This is a genomic window from Rhodoplanes sp. SY1 (assembly GCF_046000175.1).
Lineage (GTDB): Bacteria > Pseudomonadota > Alphaproteobacteria > Rhizobiales > Xanthobacteraceae > Rhodoplanes.
Genome location: NZ_JBEOMB010000095.1, coordinates 16,328 through 31,588, shown reverse-complemented (window position 1 = coordinate 31,588; position 15,261 = coordinate 16,328). Strand labels below are relative to the sequence as shown.

Here is a 15,261-nt window from a genome sequence, read left to right as displayed (position 1 = left end):
GCCGCAGCGCCGCCGGCGGCCCGTGACGGTGCCGAACTCGTGGCCGCGATCGCCGATCAGCCGGCCGATCTCGTTGTCCTGCTCGGTCGGGAACGGGCCGGCGCCGACCCGCGTCGTGTAGGCCTTGCAGATGCCGAGCACGTAGCCGACCGCCGACGGGCCGAGGCCCGAGCCGGTCGCCGCCTGCCCCGCCACCGTGTTGGACGAGGTGACGAACGGATAGGTGCCGTGATCGATGTCGAGCAGCGCGCCCTGCGCGCCCTCGAACAGGATTCTTTTCCCCTCGCGGCGCACCTGGTCGAGCAGCACCCACACCGAATCCATGTAGGGCAGCACTTTCGGCGCGACGGCCGCGAGCTCGTCGTAGAGCGCCTTCGGGTCGTACTCGGGCAGCCCGAGGCCGCGCCGCAGCGCGTTGTGGTGCACCAAGAGCCGCTCGATCTTCGGGGTGAGCGACTCGAGGTCGGCCAGATCCATCAGGCGGATGGCGCGCCGCCCCACCTTGTCCTCGTAGGCCGGGCCGATGCCGCGCTTGGTCGTGCCGAGCCGCGTCTGGGCGCTCGCCGCCGCCTCGCGGTTGGCGTCGAGCTCCTGGTGCAGCGACAGGATGAGCGAGGTGTTCTCGGCGATCCGCAGCGTCTCGGGCGTGAGGCCGACACCCTGCCCGTTCAGCCGGTCGATCTCCTCGACGAGGGCGCGCGGATCCAGCACCACGCCGTTGCCGATCACCGACAGTTTTCCGCGCACCACGCCCGACGGCAGCAGCGACATCTTGTAGGTGGTGCCGTCGATGACGAGCGTGTGGCCGGCATTGTGGCCGCCCTGGAACCGCACCACGACGTCCGCCTGCTCGGAGAGCCAGTCGACGATCTTGCCCTTGCCTTCGTCGCCCCACTGGGAACCGACGACCACGACGTTCGCCATGTCAGCCTTCTGTCTTTCGGGCCGGGCCGCCGCCGTCCCGGGTTCGGGGCGCGCGGCCGCGGCGTGTTGTCCGCCCCCTGGGCGATGGTGCGCCCGGCGAGGCCGGGCCGAGATCGAGGTCGACGGCGGGCAGGAGCGCCCCCCTCCGTCATGGCCGGGCTCGTCCCGGCCATCCACGTCCTTGCGGCCGAGCGGCTTTAGGCACGCGGACGATCCGGCCCCCGTGCCGGACCCGAAAGGTCGGCAAGCGGCCGGCGGCGAGAAAAACGCTGTCGCGGGAACCGACGGGGGACGGCCGCGGGAGGGCCGGGTCACCCCTCCGACCGAATTCTCTAGAAGAATCCAGCCGCCGGCGCGAGTCCGAACCGCCGTGCCGCGGTGTAGCGCGCCGCGGCGGGGAGGTCGAGAGGGCGGCGCGGGGGGCGGATGGGCGTGGGGAGCAGTGCGGTGGGCGCCACCAATTCAGATGCGATATCAGAGTATTCTGATGTACGGCGCTATTGTCTGCGCGACTCGCGCATATTCGGCCTCTCTAAGAACCTGGTCTTTCCGCCAACCAATTTCTTGAACATCAACAGCATCGCCATACGCTCCAGTAACGGCTTCGGAAGCTATAATTACTTGTGAATTTGGAGGCATCTGCGTAAGCAAAAAATTCATCATCTTTGGGAGATGGCGTCGATCTTGTCCCTGCTGATTTGGCGCATCGATTACAATTGGACAATATGCGCTGCTTCCGTACTCATGCACAACATGAAGGAAAGCGTAATAATAAGCCGCCAAGGCTCGCGGCCCCTCGCTGCCTCGTCCCATATTTACCCCAGCAATGCTCTTCTTATCTGACAGACGTACATCAAGATTTTCTGCAGATGCGATTAGAGACCGAACGAACAGCCCCTCGATGGCGCGCTTTCGGTCGCGACTGATCGCAGCCTTCATCCTTATCTCGCAGTCTTCGATCAGTCGCCGAATTTCTCCGCATCTCGAATCAAGCGATCCAAGCTGTTCCTGAAGCACCCTAACCGCTTCATTCCTTCCCTCCGCTTTAATTACATCCTTGAAAGTTACCTGCTGATGGCGTATTGCAAGGACAGCTTGTACATCGTTAATTACCGCACCAATTCGATCCAGCGCTCGCCTTTGTTCGGCGATCCGCGCCGATACAGAACTTACTTGGGCTCGCCCTGATTCCAACGCCAGCAAGAGTTCACTCTCATCGGCCTTGAGATCAAATTGATCCGCGATGTGATTATTATAATGCTGCCCGCACATGGGGCATTCAACGTCAGGAGGATGACCAATCGAAGCCGAGAATGTCTCGCTGACTTCCCTCAACCCAGCATCGATGACCGCAACGTGATCTTGCCATAATTGATGCTCCTCATTTAATCGGGCGAGTTCGGTTCGGTAATAGGCCTGTTCACGATGCAGAATTTGCGACTCGGCTACAAGCTGGTCGGTTTCCTTTGTAAACGCGGCTAAATCAAACGTGAGCACCGCGCCCTGCATCCTGTTGCGAAACTGCTCTAATGCTTGCGCCACAGCCCGCTGTTCGGCACCGATCCCGACGAGAGAGACGGATGCCCGATCGCGCTCTGCTTTTGCCTTATAGTATTCATTCGCCTTCAAACCGCTATGATATTCGGACAACGCCTTTGCCGACCCAGGAAACATTCCGAAGTCTTTGAAAGAGTCCCACGGCTTCTGCCAGCCTCTATCCTGATCAACATAGAACGGAGCAAAGAGATAGGATGGCGGAGGCGTTCTAATTTGATCCTTCTTATCGGCAAGCACAAGCCTGAAGTCGAACAGCTCCGCGTAAAATGGCGAAAGTTCAGCAACAACATGATTCGTTGATATGAGACGATTGCCCTTTCGATCGAACACGGAGTACGTGCCATCAACCTTCAGTGCCGCATACTCATCACCGTCAATAGAGAACTCGAGAAGAGAGGTTACTTCCGCGCTTTGCCAAGGCTTATCCACTTTATGAGGTTTAGCACCAAGTGTCTCATACAGACTTTTCAGAATGGCCGACTTTCCGAACCCGTTTCCTGCTACCAATAATGTCTGCGGCTTCTTGAATTCGATTTGCAATCCGCGCCGCTCTTTGCGAGACAGCAGGGACAGTCGTGAAAACTTCATGCTCTGCCGCATTTCGCCTCTCCCGCAAATTCTTTAGGCGAGGCTCTTCTTCGGCATCGGGCGGGCATCCCATCTCTTCTTCAACCATTAGGAATGCAAAGAACCCACTGTCAAGGCGGATCGGCCTCCATCAAGGGTAGCCCGGATCGAGCGCAGCAAATTCCGGGGCTCCTCTCGTCCGGGCCTGCGCCGAAGATCCCGGGTTTCGCTGCGCTCGACCCGGGCTATGGCGCTGCGGCCATTCTCACGCCGCTGCGGCCAAGAGCGTGTCGGGATCGTCGGCGGCGACGGCGGTGCGCGACAGCACCGCGAGGTGCGGGGTCGCGGCCTTGTCGCCGAGGACGGCGATGCGGCCGGGGGCGTTGTCGCCGAGGTCGCGGATATCGAGGAATTTCGTCACCGCGCTGCCGACCGCCACCGCGACCGCGTGCGGCGGCGTTCCGATCGGATTGCCCCTATATCGGTTTTGATATAAACAGGATCATGCGGTTCAAGCCGGTCGCATTCGTCGGCGACTCGCTCGCCCGGCTGCGGGACTTTCCCGACGGCGCACGGCGGGCCGCCGGCTATCAGCTCGACCGGGTCCAGCACGGCCTCGACCCGGACGATTGGAAGCCGATGGCCTCGATCGGCCCCGGGGTGCGCGAAATCCGCATTCGGGAGCGCGCCGGCGCGTTCCGGGTGATCTATGTCGCGACCTTCGCGGACCGCATCGTCGTCCTGCACGCCTTCCAGAAAAAGACCCGGCAGACCGACACCAGAGACATCGACCTCGCGGCTCGGCGGCTGCGCGACCTCCGGAGGCCCTGACATGGACTCGCGAAACGAGATGGATGCCCAAGACTTCGAGAGCGTTTGGGATGCCCTCGAGGACACGGCCGCCCAGGCGGCCAACATGCGGGCGCGCTCGGCCTTGATGATCGCGCTGCGCGGCCGGGTCGAGGCGTGGGGCGTCGCCCAGGCCGAGGCGGCGCGGCGGCTCGGGCTCACCCAGCCGCGGCTCAACGATCTTCTGCGCGGACGGGTGGAGAAGTTCAGCCTCGACGCCCTGGTCAATCTCGCCGTGCCGGCCGGCCTCTCGGTCAGAATCGAGATCGACGCCGCGGCGTGAGCGAGCGCAGCCCGTAGGATGGGTGGAGCCGAAGGCGATACCCATCACTTTCCCTGCAACGTCGCTCGATGGGTATCGCTTCGCTCCACCCATCCTACGAGAAATCCGGGAATCGTCTCGTCCGGGCATCCGCCAAAGGATCCCGGGTTTCGCTGCGCTCACCCCGGGCTACGGCGCTGCGGCCATCCTCACGCCGCTGCGGCCAGGACCGTGTCGGGATCGTCGGCGGCGACGATGGTGGCGGTGCGCGATAGCACCGCGGGTGAGGGGTCGCGGCCTTGTCGCCGAGGACGGCGATGCGGCCGGGGGCGTTGTCGCCGAGGTCGCGGATGTCGAGGACTTTCGTCACCGCGCCGCCGACCGCCACCGCGTGCGGTGGCACCAGCTCGAACAGGGCGAGGCGGCCGGCCCTCTCGACGACGGCGTCGAACGTCCAGTCCTCCGAGGCGCCGCGGACCACCCGGCTGCGGGCGACCATGGCCGCCCCGAACAGCGTGTCGAGCCGATCCAAGAACATCGCCCGGTGGTCGGCGTGCGGCACGCTCACGAGCTGCAGCCCAACGGATGGGTGAAGCTATACCCAACGACTCCCGGACGCGGCCGGATGATGGGTATCGCTTCGCTCCACCCATCCTACGAGCTGTCCATCCTGCACGGCCAGATGCAACCGGCGATATTGAAATGCCGGTCCGACTCCGGGCAGATCGCCTTCCGACCTGTCATTTCGAGCCGCTCGAACCAGCGCCTCCGTGGAACGCCGACACCTCGTCGGCGGTCAGCTTGCCGTCGCCGTTCGCGTCCATGGCCTTGAACATGCGCGCATGCACGGCCTGGAACTCGTCGAGAGAGACGGTGCCGTCGCCGTTCGCGTCCATCATGACGACCATCATCCGGGTCATGCCGGGCCGCATCATGCCACGGCCCATCATCCCCGCGCCCATCATGCCCATCCCCATGGGACCTCCGCTCGGTCCGGCCTGTCCCATCATGCCCGGCATCATGCCGCCGCCGCTCGGCCCCGACTGCGACGTCCCGCCCGCGCCAGGCATGTTCGACCCGGCCGGCTGGGCTGCGACGGCCGCGATGCCGAGAACCGAGGCCGCGGCCAGTACGGAAACGGTGATCAGCGTCTTCATCGATGAACTCCTGTTGTCTCGATGCTCGTCTTCCATATGCCCGGGGTCACGACGGTGTTCCGATCGTCCAGCCCGTAGGATGGGTGTCGCGTTCGGCTCCAATTATCCTACAGGTTGCGCCGCCTCGGCGCCTCCTTGACTTTATTCCTATCTACCGCTACACACGGCCCCGTCCTGCCCGTCGAAGGGCGTCGACCGGCGACGTCGGGCGATGGGGCAGGCCGGCGACGTGCGGTTTTTGCGCTCCGGGGCACCGGGCGCGGAAAAACGCACCAAGGGCGGGGCGGACCCGCCGGAAAAGCCGGACGCCGGAGCAACGGTAAAACCGCCGGCGCATGTGGCGCCCGCGCGCCCGGCCGCGTCAGCCGGGCTCCCGGGCGGCTCGGGAGTGCGCCGCCGGGCCGGAGCATGATCCCGAAAAGTGGTCTCCGGTTTTCGGAAAGATCATGCTCCCGCCATGACCTTTGGGACTTCGACACCCCGAGGGACCCGGAGCGTCCGCAGAGCGCGACGCCGGACCGCCGCCGTCGTGGTTGCGACGCCCGCGATTACGAGCCCGAGACCGCAGAGACGCCACCAGCGGAGCGCCGACAGGCGTCGCGCATCGTTCGCCGCGATGCGCGCCACGCCCTCGCGAGAGGGCGCCACAACGGACGCGCCTCTCGGCGCTCCGCTCCCCTCGGTTTCTTGGGCCGAGGGCACGGGTCATGGGTAAAGCCCGGGCGCGAGACGCGCGTCGCGGAGGGATCGGGCGTGCCCGGCGGCTCAGCGCATCTCCATCGCGGCGGGCGCGTGGCCATGCGCATGGAGGTGTGCGTGGGCATGCGCGAGGCCGACATTCTCGCCGCAGTCGGGCGAGCAGTAGTGGTGGCCGCGGGTGTCGAAGAAGACCGGGGCGGCGACCGGGGTGCCGCAGGTGCGGCAGGTGGTGTCGTGCCGACGGCGGGTGTCGAGCCGATGGTCGTCTTGGCGCATGGCGTTTCCCCTTCCCGGTTTTTCACGAGCGCCACAGTGGCCGGAGAGGCCTCTCGAGAAGCGTCCGGGGCGGCGCTGCCGTCACGCGGCTGTCACGCCACGGGACGGATTGGGCACAATGTGCCACAATCAGTATACCGCCACTAATTAAATTTCCTGAATAGCGGCTTCACGGCGCCTTATGTTGCGCATGCGTGACAGTCCTGTCACGGCCCCGCGCCGCGCCGGCGCCGAACCGACGCGACTGACCGAGCCCGGCGCGCCCGACGGCGCGCCTCGCCGGTCGCTCAGCGCGGCGGCGGTTGCGGCGACGGATCGCGGAAGCACTCCTGCTTCTTCGGGTTCCAGTAGGGCCGGTCGGGCGGGCAGACGCAGCGCCCCGCGGAGGGGTTCCAGCGGCGGCCGCCCGAGCAGGTCGGCGGCGGTGCCGGGGCCGGCCGATAGCAGCCGCCGCGTGCCGCGTTCCATACCGCACCGCTGGCGCAGACGCAGCGCCGCTGCACCGGATCCCAGTGCCGCCCGCCCGTGCAGACGCGCGGCACGCTGCCGCCGTCGCCGAGGCCGGGCGGACGCGCGGCCGCCGGCCCGGACAGACCGAGCAGCAGCACGACGACCGACGCCACGAGGATCGCCGCGGCGGCGATCCCGGCGCGCCGCCACATCGGCCGGCACGGCCGGCGCATCGAGAGCTTCACGGAGAGATCGGCGGCACAGCGGACGAGGGCGCGCATGGGCACCTCCTGCGGAGAACCGCGGTGGCCGCCGGGCCTTGCTGCTCCGCCGGCGAACCGGGTCGCGGCGTATCAGGGTTCCGGCTCGCACCCGTGCCGGCGCGCCGCATTGACCCGGGTCAAGATCCGCCGACGGCCGCAGCGGCGCCGCGACGGCGGCGCGCCGGGTCAGCCCCCGAAGGCGGCGAGCGCGGCGGCGAGCTCGGGGTGTTTGGCGGCGCGCTCCGCCACCGGCACGCCGGCCGCGATCGCGTCCCAGGCCTGGCGCAGGCTCTTCGCCCCCGCCGTCGGCCCCATCGGATGGCCGAACACGCCGCGCCCCGGCACGAAGCCGAAATCGACGCCGCCGACCTTCGCAAAAACCCGCTCGAGCGTCGCGGCCGAGTCGCTGCCGCCCGGCACCGGCAGGCTCGGCAGGATATCGCCCATCGGCTCCAGGCAGGCGCGGATGCAGTCCTGCACCTCGGCCTCCGGCGTCATCATGCGCGGCCCGAAGCCCGGCATGATCACGGCGTCGAAGCCGGCGAGGCGCTGCAGCCGCGTCGGCACGCGCGAATGGATGCCGTACCAGGGCAGCCGCGCGAACGACGCGACGAAGGGGAAATGCGCGATCAGCGGCACGCTCGCATGGGCGCGCAGCATCCGCACCGCCGACAGCCCGACCGGCATGGCGTTGACCAGCACGGCGCCGGCGCCGCGCGCCACCGCGAGATCGTGCAGCGGGATCAGCCGGTCGACCTCGTCGGTGATGTTGGCGAGATAGATCTTCGGCTCGCCCGTCTCCTCGCTCGCCTTTCGCGCGGCCTCGCCGAGGAGCGCGGCGCGCTCGCCGAGCGGACACCACGGCGCGTCGGCCAGCATCTCGTCGTCCTTGGCGATGTCGAGCCCGCCCGCCATCGCCTGGTAGCCGATCTCGGCGAAGGGTTCGGCCGGCAGGCCGATGTTCGGCTTGATGACGCCGAAGAAGATCGGCCGGTCGTAGGCGCGCAGCAGATCACGAAGCCCCGCGATGCCGAAGCGCGGCCCCGCGAAGGCTTCGAGGAACGACGCCGGAAAGCGGATGTCGAGGAGCCGGATCAGCGGGATTTTCGGGACGAAGAACACGCCCTCCCCGCACACGGCGGAGAGCAGGTTGGGCAGCCGCGGCCCGAAATTGCCGTGCGGATGCGCGAGCGTCACCCGCACATGATGCACGTCGGTGGCAGAGACGCCGTCCACCGGCACGCTGAAGTTCTCACGCGGCGTCGCGTCCAGCTCCACCACCTTGGCCGCGAAGCGCGGCCGAAAATCCTCGTCGAACCCGACGCGGCGCCACTGCGCCGTCGACTGCTCGCTCGCCAGATGCGCAGCCGCCTCGCGCGGGTCGCCGGCGCATTCGAAGGCGAAGTCGAGCTCGAGATACGCCTCCGGATCGAGGTCCTGCCGGCGCGCGAAGAAGCCTGCGATGTCGTCCGTGTTCACTCACGCCTCCAAGACTTGTCAGTACTCAAGACTTGTCCGCGCCCAAGACTTGCAGCTCGATCGTCCGCCGCTCGCGCGGTCCGTCGAGCTCGACGAAGAAGATCGCCTGCCAGTCGCCCAGCACCATCCGTCCGTCGGCGACCGGGATGCTCTCGGTCGAGCTCATGAACAGGCCGACGAGATGCGAGTGGGCGTTGTCGCGGCCGTCGACCGTGTCGAGATTGTGCAAGTAGTCGCCGTCGCGCGGCACCAGGCGTTTCAGGAACGTCACCATGTCGCGCTGGAGCCGCTCCTCGCGCTCGTTGACGTTCAGCCGCGCCGTGGTGTGGAGCGTCGTCACGGTGAGCAGGCCGTCGGCGACGCCGGTGCCGGCGAGCCAGTCGCGCACCTGCGGCGTGAGGTCGATGATCTCGATCGGCGCCGTGGTGGCGATCGTGATCCTGTGCCTGAGAATTCGCATGGGCCCGTTCCGTGCGGCTGCGCCCGATAAGCCGGGCTGCGGGCCGAAGACCCGGGGCGCAATCCCCGAGCCTCCCTGTCTATCGCGCTCGACACCGGGTGGCAAACCGGTTCGGTCCGTCCGGGCGCACGGCCGGATGGGTTGCGCCGGCTCGCGCCCGCGGCGTCCGCCGCGCGCGGCCTCAGCCGGCCTTCAGAACGCTCACCAGGACGGCTGCGAAGATCGCGCTGGTGATGACGCCCGAGATGCTGGCGCCGAGCGCATGCGGCAGCACGATGGCGTTCTTGTTCGCCTCCGTCACCACCTTCTGGGCCACCTTGGCGGTGGTCGGCACGCAGGAGACGGCGGCGATGCCGATCACCGGATTGTACTTGCCGCCCGACAGCCAATACAGCACGTAGCCGCCGGCGAGGCCGCCGAGCGCCGAGAAGGTGAGCGCGACGATGCCGAGCACCAGCAGGATCAGCACCTTGGGATTGAGGATGGTGCTCGCCTCGCACAGAACGCCGAGCACCAGCCCGAGGAAGAAGGTCGCACCGTAGAGAATTTGATTGGAGAACAGGTCGTAGAAATACGAGAGCCCGCTCTCGCGCACGATGACGCCGAGGAACAGCGACAGGAACAGCGGCGCGGCGACCGGAAAGAGCAGCGACAGGAGCAGGCAGGCGACCACGGCGAAGACCATCTTCTCGCTCGCCGTGATCGGCCGCCTGGTGTCGGGCGGCATCGCGATGGCGCGCAGGCGCTTCGGGACCAGCAGCTTTATGAGATACGGATAGCCGCCATAGGTGAGGCCGAGATACAGATAGCCGACCACGGTGATGGGCACGAAGATCTCGGGTGCGAGAATGAGCGAGGTGAACAGCACCATCGGGCCGTCGGCGCCGCCGATGGTCGCCGTCGCAGCGGCTTGCTTGTCGGTCAAACCCATCAGCACGCCGAGCGGAAAGACGACCAGGGTGCCGAGCTCGCCACAGACGGCGAGGAACATCGACCGGAACGGCCGCTGCATCACGTAGCCGACGTCGAGCAGCGTGCCGATGCCGAGGAACACCAGGCAGGCGATCAGGCCGTTGGAGAACGCGAAGGTGTAGATCGGCTGCAGCCAGTCGACCTGCAGCTGGGCCATCACCTCGTCGGTGCCGGAGGCGAGCGGATCGAGGAACAGCGTGCCGGTCTTGCCGCCCGGCAGGAACAGCACGGCGGCGTTGACGGTCGCCATGCCGAGTCCCATCGGGATCATCAGCAGTGCCTCGAGGACGCCCTTCTGGCCGAGATAGATCAACAGCACGCCGAGCGCCATCAAGGCGATGCGGCCGATCAGGATGCTGGGTTCCGCCTGCACGAGCGTGGCGATGCCCTGGAACAGGTCGAGAAAGGCGATATCGGGCATGCCGGTGCGCTCTGCTGGACTCGGACGGGTTGCGTGGAGCGGGGGCCCGCGGTGCGGGCTCGTGTCAGCGGCGCGGGCTGTGCCCGCCGTGATGGCGCGCGCGGACCTCGCTGATCCAGTTCGCGCTGCGCGTCTGCTCCGCGAGATAGACGATGCGGTGCGGAGTCGACACCACATGGCCGGCGGCGGCGATCACGGCGGCGACGATGTCCGATTCCTCCTCGCCCACCGGTTTCGGCATCGGTACGGTCAGCTGCGGCGCGACGACCGGCGCCTTCGGCCGGGAGCGAGCCAGCACGAGCACGATCCCACGGATGATGACGGCGCAGATCGCCGCCAGCACGGCCATCAGCACGAACGAGAACAGCCCCTTGCCGAGCGCCGAGAGGGCGAGGTGTGCCATGAGCATGCTCCGTCGCAGGCCGCGCGTGCGCCGATGCACATGCAGCCGAGTCCCGTTTCGCGGTTGCGATTCTCCTTGAGTGTGCGATGCGTCAGGCCGCGCGGCAACCCCTTTTACGGACGCCGCTGACGAGAGCGTGACACCGGGCTGGACATTCCGATCGCCCGGCGACGCGAGAGGGCCCCCTCGCGTCGCGAGAGGGCCCGCAGTCGTGCGACCGGTCGTCGCGGCCGTTCAGTGGGCCGTCGCGCCGGCGGCGCCGAAGCCGGTCTGGGCCCGGACATACTGGTCCTCGAACGCCGCCTTCTCGGCCGCGGCCTGGCGGCTGCGATCGAGCTTGGAAACGACGATCGTCACCAGGAAGGCGAGCGGCATCGAGAACAGCGCCGGCTGGTCGTAGGGCACGATCGGCTTGGCGAAGCCGAGCACCTGCACCCAGACGAGCTTGGACAGCACCACCAGCACCACGGCGCAGACGAGCCCGGTGTAGCCGCCGATCACGGCGCCGCGCGTCGTCAGTCCCCGCCAGTACATCGACAGGATCAGGACGGGGAAGTTCGCCGAGGCGGCGATGCCGAAGGCGAGGCCGACCATGAAGGCGACGTTCATCTTCTCGAACAGGATGCCGAGCGTGATGGCGACGAGGCCGAGCCCGATCGAGGCGAACTTGGAGATCCGCAGCTCCGCCTGCTCGGTCGCCTTGCCCTTCATGATCACGCGAGCGTAGAGGTCGTGGCCGATCGCCGAGGCGCCGGCGAGCGCCAGGCCCGACACCACGGCCAGGATGGTGGCGAAGGCCACCGCCGCCAGGAAGCCGAGCAGCAGATCGCCGCCGACCGCGCTGGCGAGGTGCATCACCACCATGTTGCCGCCGCCGATGATCTTGCCGCCGATCTGCCCGCCCTCGAAGAAGTCCGGGTTGGTGCCGACGATGACGATGGCGCAGAGCCCCATCAGGAAGATCACGTTGAAGAAGTAGCCGACGAAGCCGGATGCATAGAGCACCGATTTCCGCGCCGCCTTGGCATCGGAGACGGTGAAGAACCGCATGAGGATGTGCGGCAGGCCGGCGGTGCCGAACATCAGGCCGATGCCGAGCGACACGGCGTTGACCGGATCGGCGAGCAGCGCGCCGGGCTGGAACAGCTTGAAGCCGAGCTTGTGGACCGCCGTCGCCTCGTTCACCACGGTGGCGTAGCTGAAGCCGAAGCGGCTCATCGCCAGCACCATCACGAGGGTGCCGCCGACGAGCAGCATGCACGCCTTGATGATCTGCACCCAGGTCGTGGCGACCATGCCGCCGAAGGTGACGTAGATCATCATCAGGCCGCCGACGATGAACAGCGCGTAGACGTAGTCGAGACCGAACAGCAGCTTGATCAGCTGGCCGGCGCCGACCATCTGGGCGACCAGGTAGAAGCACACGACAGTGAGCGACGACACCGCCGCCATGGTGCGCACCCGGCCCTGGTCGAGCCGATAGGACGTGATGTCGGCGAACGTGTAGCGGCCGAGATTGCGCAGCCGCTCGGCCATCAGGAACAGGATGATCGGCCAGCCGACGAAGAAGGCGATCATGTAGATGTAGCCGTCGTAGCCGGTCGTGTAGACCATGGCCGTGAGGCCCAGGAGCGTCGCGGCCGACATGTAGTCGCCGGCGATCGCGAGGCCGTTCTGCAGGCCCGTGATGCCGCCGCCCGCCGTGTAGAAATGCGCGGCCGAGCGGGTCCGCTTGGCGGCCCAGTAGGTGATGCCGAGCGTCAGGCTGACGAAAGCGACGAACATGGCGATGGCGTGCCAGTTGGTCGCCTGCTTGGCGGCGCCGTCGAGCGCCGGGCCGGCGGCGAGCGCCGGGTCGGCGAGCAGCACCGCGAGAGCGCCGAGGGTCGCGCCGACACCGAAGCGCGCAGTGTTCCGGGTCATGGACATGCGGATCATCGGCGTGCTCCTCCCGAAGCCTCGCGGGGCCGCTCTTGAACGACTGCGACGACCGTCTCGGCGGCGAGCGCCTCCTTGGCGGTCGCCTCGCGGTTCGCGACCAGCTCGGCCGCCACCGCATCCTGCACCACCTCGCTGGTGAGCGCGTCGTAGGTGGTGTTCGCCTTGCTCACATAGAGCGCGGTGAGCAGCCAGAAGAAGACGAACTGGAACAGCCCGGCCGCGATGCCGACCGAGAGCGTCGAGCCCGGAGCGACCCGGCTGCCGATCACGCCGGGCGCGAACGCGATGGTCAGCACCAGGGCGTAGAACCCCACGAGGACGATACTCGCCAGCGTCCAGGCGAGCCGGCCGCGGCTCTCGACGAGCTGCCGAAACTTGGGATTGGCGCGGATGCGCGCATAGACGGCCTCACTCATGGCGGTCCCTCCTCCTCATGGCGTCCTCGTTGCACTCGTGACTCACGACGTTTCCCCTTCGGCCCGTTGCGGGCCGCCGTCCCGGACCGACATGCCTGAACCGACATGCGATCCGTGCCGACATGCGACACCGCAGCCATGACGTGGTCGCGGCTGGGCGTGTCGGCTCTGGTCCGGGGCGTCGGCGTCGACGATCTGATCACGTCGCCCGTCTGGTCCCGGAAGTGTTCTTTCGGCAGCGGGCGGAGCCGCACCGGCGGTCCGCGTGTCCGGCCGACCGGGCCGGCAGTCCAATGCGAGCGTGTCGACAAGCAATGGTCGCGATCGGATCAGATCGCGACCGCACCCGCTTTGCGTTTTGTCATGAGAGGACGAGGATGGATGCAGACTTTCGCAGGGGGCGCGGCGCCACTTGTTGCGAACACCGGCACAAGCGGACCGCAACGACCCGTCTACGTCGTTGCGCACGCACAAAAAAACGGGCCCGCAGAGCGGGCCCGTCGGCATTGCGTCGGTGCGGACGAGATCAGAACCGCAGGGCGCGGGCCTGCTGAACGTTCTGGATCTTGCCGACCTTGTCGAGGAGATCGGCCGGGACCTCACCGTCGACCTCGACCAGTGCGATGGCGTTGCCGCCGGGTGCGTCACGGCCCAGCGCGAAGGTCGCGATGTTGATGCCGGCCTCGCCGAGCAGCGAGGCGAAGCGGCCGATAAAGCCGGGCGCGTCGTCGTTGGTCACGTAGAGCATCGACTTGCCGAACTCCGCGTCCATCCGGATGCCCTTGATGTTGACGATGCGCGGGCGGCCGTCGGCGAACACGGTGCCCGACACGGAGCGGGTGCGCCGCTCGGTCTCGACCGTGACCGTGATCAGGCTCTCGAAGTCGCCCTCGTGCTCGCGGGTGACCTCCTCGACCACGATGCCGCGCTCCTTGGCCATCACGGGGGCCGAGACGAAGTTCACGTCCTGGAGCATCGGGCGCAGGAGCCCGGCGATCGCCGCCGAGGTCAGCGCCTTGGTGTTCATGGTCGCCACCTCGCCCTCGTAGGTGATCTGCACCTTGGTGAGGCCGGTCTCGGTGAGCTGGCCGGCGAACGAGCCGAGCTTCTCGGCGAGCTCCACCATCGGCTTCAGGCGCGGCGCCTCCTCGGCCGTGATGCTCGGGAAGTTCACGGCGTTGGAGATCGCGCCCTGGAGCAGGTAGTCGGACATCTGCTCGGCGACCTGCAGGGCGACGTTCTCCTGCGCCTCGGTCGTCGAGGCGCCGAGATGCGGCGTGCAGATCACGTTCGGATGGCCGAACAGGACGTTCGCGGTCGCCGGCTCCTCGGTGAACACGTCGAAGGCGGCACCGGCGACGTGGCCGGAATCGAGGGCGGCGCGCAGGGCCGCCTCGTCGACGAGACCGCCGCGGGCGCAGTTGACGATGCGCACGCCCTTCTTCATCGCGGCGATGGCCTCGGCCGAGATGATGTTCTTCGTCTTCTCGGTGAGCGGCGTGTGCAGGGTGATGAAGTCGGCGCGGCGGAACAGCTCCGGCAGCTCGACCTTCTCGACGCCGATCGCCACGGCGCGCTCCGGCGACAGGAACGGATCGAAGGCGATCACCTTCATCTTCAGGCCGTGGGCGCGGTCGGCGACGATCGAGCCGATGTTGCCGCAGCCGATCACACCGAGCGTCTTGCCGGTGATCTCGACGCCCATGAAGCGGTTCTTCTCCCACTTGCCGGCCTGGGTCGAGGCGTCGGCCTGCGGGATCTCGCGGGCGAGCGCGAGCATCATGGTGATGGCGTGCTCGGCCGTGGTGATCGAGTTGCCGAAGGGCGTGTTCATCACGATGATGCCCTTGGCGGTCGCGGCCGGGATGTCGACATTGTCGACGCCGATGCCGGCGCGGCCGATCACCTTCAGGTTCTTGGCCTGCTCGATGATCTTCGCCGTCGCCTTGGTGGCCGAGCGGATCGCGAGGCCGTCATAGTCGCCGATGATCGCGGCGAGCTTGTCCTTGTCCTTGCCCAGCGCCGGCTGGAAGTCGACGTCGATGCCGCGATCCTTGAAGATCTGGACGGCGGCGGGAGACAGCGCGTCGGAAATGAGAACGCGAGGAGCCATGGTGAAATGTCCTTGCTCACCCGTCATTCCGGCCGAGCGGCGGCAGCCGCGA

Annotated in this window: 16 protein-coding genes; 2 read left to right on the top strand and 14 right to left on the bottom strand. The window is 67.3% G+C overall.

The features are described from left to right. From ABTU92_RS21630 to ABTU92_RS21620, 3 genes are all read right to left on the bottom strand, one after another. Positions 1 to 924, bottom strand: a 924-nt coding sequence (locus ABTU92_RS21630; RefSeq protein WP_408093691.1) for an adenylosuccinate synthase, incomplete at its 3' end; no start/stop codon positions are given. Positions 925 to 1,398: 474 nt separating this feature from the next. Then, positions 1,399 to 3,081 carry a hypothetical protein gene (locus ABTU92_RS21625; protein WP_408093690.1) on the bottom strand — a complete coding sequence of 561 codons (1,683 nt, stop codon included), beginning with the start codon at positions 3,079 to 3,081 and terminating at the stop codon, positions 1,399 to 1,401. Between the two features lie 232 nt (positions 3,082 to 3,313). Next, the gene (locus ABTU92_RS21620; protein ID WP_408093689.1) at positions 3,314 to 3,487 is read right to left on the bottom strand and encodes a hypothetical protein; all 174 of its coding nucleotides are present in this window, start codon (positions 3,485 to 3,487) and stop codon (positions 3,314 to 3,316) included. 65 nt (positions 3,488 to 3,552) lie between these two features. On the opposite strand from ABTU92_RS21620, the gene ABTU92_RS21615 reads away from it, so the two are divergent. Further along, complete coding sequence (locus ABTU92_RS21615; RefSeq protein ID WP_408093688.1) at positions 3,553 to 3,879, top strand: type II toxin-antitoxin system RelE/ParE family toxin; 327 nt, start codon at positions 3,553 to 3,555, stop codon at positions 3,877 to 3,879. A 19-nt stretch (positions 3,880 to 3,898) separates the two neighbouring features. Continuing rightward, complete coding sequence (locus tag ABTU92_RS21610) at positions 3,899 to 4,180, top strand: helix-turn-helix domain-containing protein (protein WP_408093693.1); 282 nt, start codon at positions 3,899 to 3,901, stop codon at positions 4,178 to 4,180. Positions 4,181 to 4,274: 94 nt separating this feature from the next. On the opposite strand, the gene ABTU92_RS21605 is transcribed toward ABTU92_RS21610, so the two are convergent. The 11 genes from ABTU92_RS21605 to serA form a co-directional block, all read right to left on the bottom strand. After that, a complete protein-coding gene (locus ABTU92_RS21605; protein WP_408093687.1) occupies positions 4,275 to 4,727 on the bottom strand; it encodes a hypothetical protein in 453 nt (150 codons plus the stop codon). Between the two features lie 172 nt (positions 4,728 to 4,899). Then, positions 4,900 to 5,316, bottom strand: a complete 417-nt coding sequence (locus ABTU92_RS21600; protein WP_408093686.1) for an EF-hand domain-containing protein — start codon at positions 5,314 to 5,316, stop codon at positions 4,900 to 4,902. A 765-nt stretch (positions 5,317 to 6,081) separates the two neighbouring features. Next, entirely contained in the window at positions 6,082 to 6,291 is a 210-nt protein-coding gene (locus ABTU92_RS21595; RefSeq protein ID WP_408093685.1) for a hypothetical protein, read from the bottom strand. Between the two features lie 287 nt (positions 6,292 to 6,578). Next, a complete protein-coding gene (locus ABTU92_RS21590; protein ID WP_408093684.1) occupies positions 6,579 to 7,022 on the bottom strand; it encodes a hypothetical protein in 444 nt (147 codons plus the stop codon). Positions 7,023 to 7,190: 168 nt separating this feature from the next. Then, positions 7,191 to 8,483: a RuBisCO large subunit C-terminal-like domain-containing protein gene (locus tag ABTU92_RS21585; protein WP_408093683.1), complete on the bottom strand. Its 1,293-nt coding sequence runs from the start codon at positions 8,481 to 8,483 to the stop codon at positions 7,191 to 7,193. A gap of 25 nt (positions 8,484 to 8,508) precedes the next feature. After that, positions 8,509 to 8,943: a secondary thiamine-phosphate synthase enzyme YjbQ gene (locus tag ABTU92_RS21580; protein ID WP_408093682.1), complete on the bottom strand. Its 435-nt coding sequence runs from the start codon at positions 8,941 to 8,943 to the stop codon at positions 8,509 to 8,511. Between the two features lie 181 nt (positions 8,944 to 9,124). Then, a complete protein-coding gene (locus ABTU92_RS21575; protein ID WP_408093681.1) occupies positions 9,125 to 10,336 on the bottom strand; it encodes a sodium ion-translocating decarboxylase subunit beta in 1,212 nt (403 codons plus the stop codon). 64 nt (positions 10,337 to 10,400) lie between these two features. Then, positions 10,401 to 10,739, bottom strand: a complete 339-nt coding sequence (locus ABTU92_RS21570) for a hypothetical protein (protein WP_408093680.1) — start codon at positions 10,737 to 10,739, stop codon at positions 10,401 to 10,403. 234 nt (positions 10,740 to 10,973) lie between these two features. Next, positions 10,974 to 12,668, bottom strand: a complete 1,695-nt coding sequence (locus ABTU92_RS21565; protein ID WP_408093692.1) for a cation acetate symporter — start codon at positions 12,666 to 12,668, stop codon at positions 10,974 to 10,976. A 5-nt stretch (positions 12,669 to 12,673) separates the two neighbouring features. Continuing rightward, the gene (locus ABTU92_RS21560; RefSeq protein ID WP_408093679.1) at positions 12,674 to 13,096 is read right to left on the bottom strand and encodes a DUF485 domain-containing protein; all 423 of its coding nucleotides are present in this window, start codon (positions 13,094 to 13,096) and stop codon (positions 12,674 to 12,676) included. 526 nt (positions 13,097 to 13,622) lie between these two features. Next, entirely contained in the window at positions 13,623 to 15,209 is a 1,587-nt protein-coding gene (gene serA, locus ABTU92_RS21555) for a phosphoglycerate dehydrogenase (protein WP_408093678.1), read from the bottom strand. Positions 15,210 to 15,261: the final 52 nt, after the last annotated feature.

Excerpts from the sequence above, each read along its gene's own strand:
- ABTU92_RS21560 (WP_408093679.1), bottom strand. The coding sequence starts at position 13,096 with ATGAGTGAGGCCGTCTATGCGCGCATCCGCGCCAATCCCAAGTTTCGG.
- serA (WP_408093678.1), bottom strand. The coding sequence starts at position 15,209 with ATGGCTCCTCGCGTTCTCATTTCCGACGCGCTGTCTCCCGCCGCCGTC.
- ABTU92_RS21575 (WP_408093681.1), bottom strand. The coding sequence starts at position 10,336 with ATGCCCGATATCGCCTTTCTCGACCTGTTCCAGGGCATCGCCACGCTC.
- ABTU92_RS21600 (WP_408093686.1), bottom strand. The coding sequence starts at position 5,316 with ATGAAGACGCTGATCACCGTTTCCGTACTGGCCGCGGCCTCGGTTCTC.
- ABTU92_RS21570 (WP_408093680.1), bottom strand. The coding sequence starts at position 10,739 with ATGGCACACCTCGCCCTCTCGGCGCTCGGCAAGGGGCTGTTCTCGTTC.
- ABTU92_RS21625 (WP_408093690.1), bottom strand. The coding sequence starts at position 3,081 with ATGCGGCAGAGCATGAAGTTTTCACGACTGTCCCTGCTGTCTCGCAAA.
- ABTU92_RS21595 (WP_408093685.1), bottom strand. The coding sequence starts at position 6,291 with ATGCGCCAAGACGACCATCGGCTCGACACCCGCCGTCGGCACGACACC.
- ABTU92_RS21590 (WP_408093684.1), bottom strand. The coding sequence starts at position 7,022 with ATGCGCGCCCTCGTCCGCTGTGCCGCCGATCTCTCCGTGAAGCTCTCG.
- ABTU92_RS21565 (WP_408093692.1), bottom strand. The coding sequence starts at position 12,668 with ATGTCCATGACCCGGAACACTGCGCGCTTCGGTGTCGGCGCGACCCTC.
- ABTU92_RS21610 (WP_408093693.1), top strand. The coding sequence starts at position 3,899 with ATGGATGCCCAAGACTTCGAGAGCGTTTGGGATGCCCTCGAGGACACG.
- ABTU92_RS21580 (WP_408093682.1), bottom strand. The coding sequence starts at position 8,943 with ATGCGAATTCTCAGGCACAGGATCACGATCGCCACCACGGCGCCGATC.
- ABTU92_RS21615 (WP_408093688.1), top strand. The coding sequence starts at position 3,553 with ATGCGGTTCAAGCCGGTCGCATTCGTCGGCGACTCGCTCGCCCGGCTG.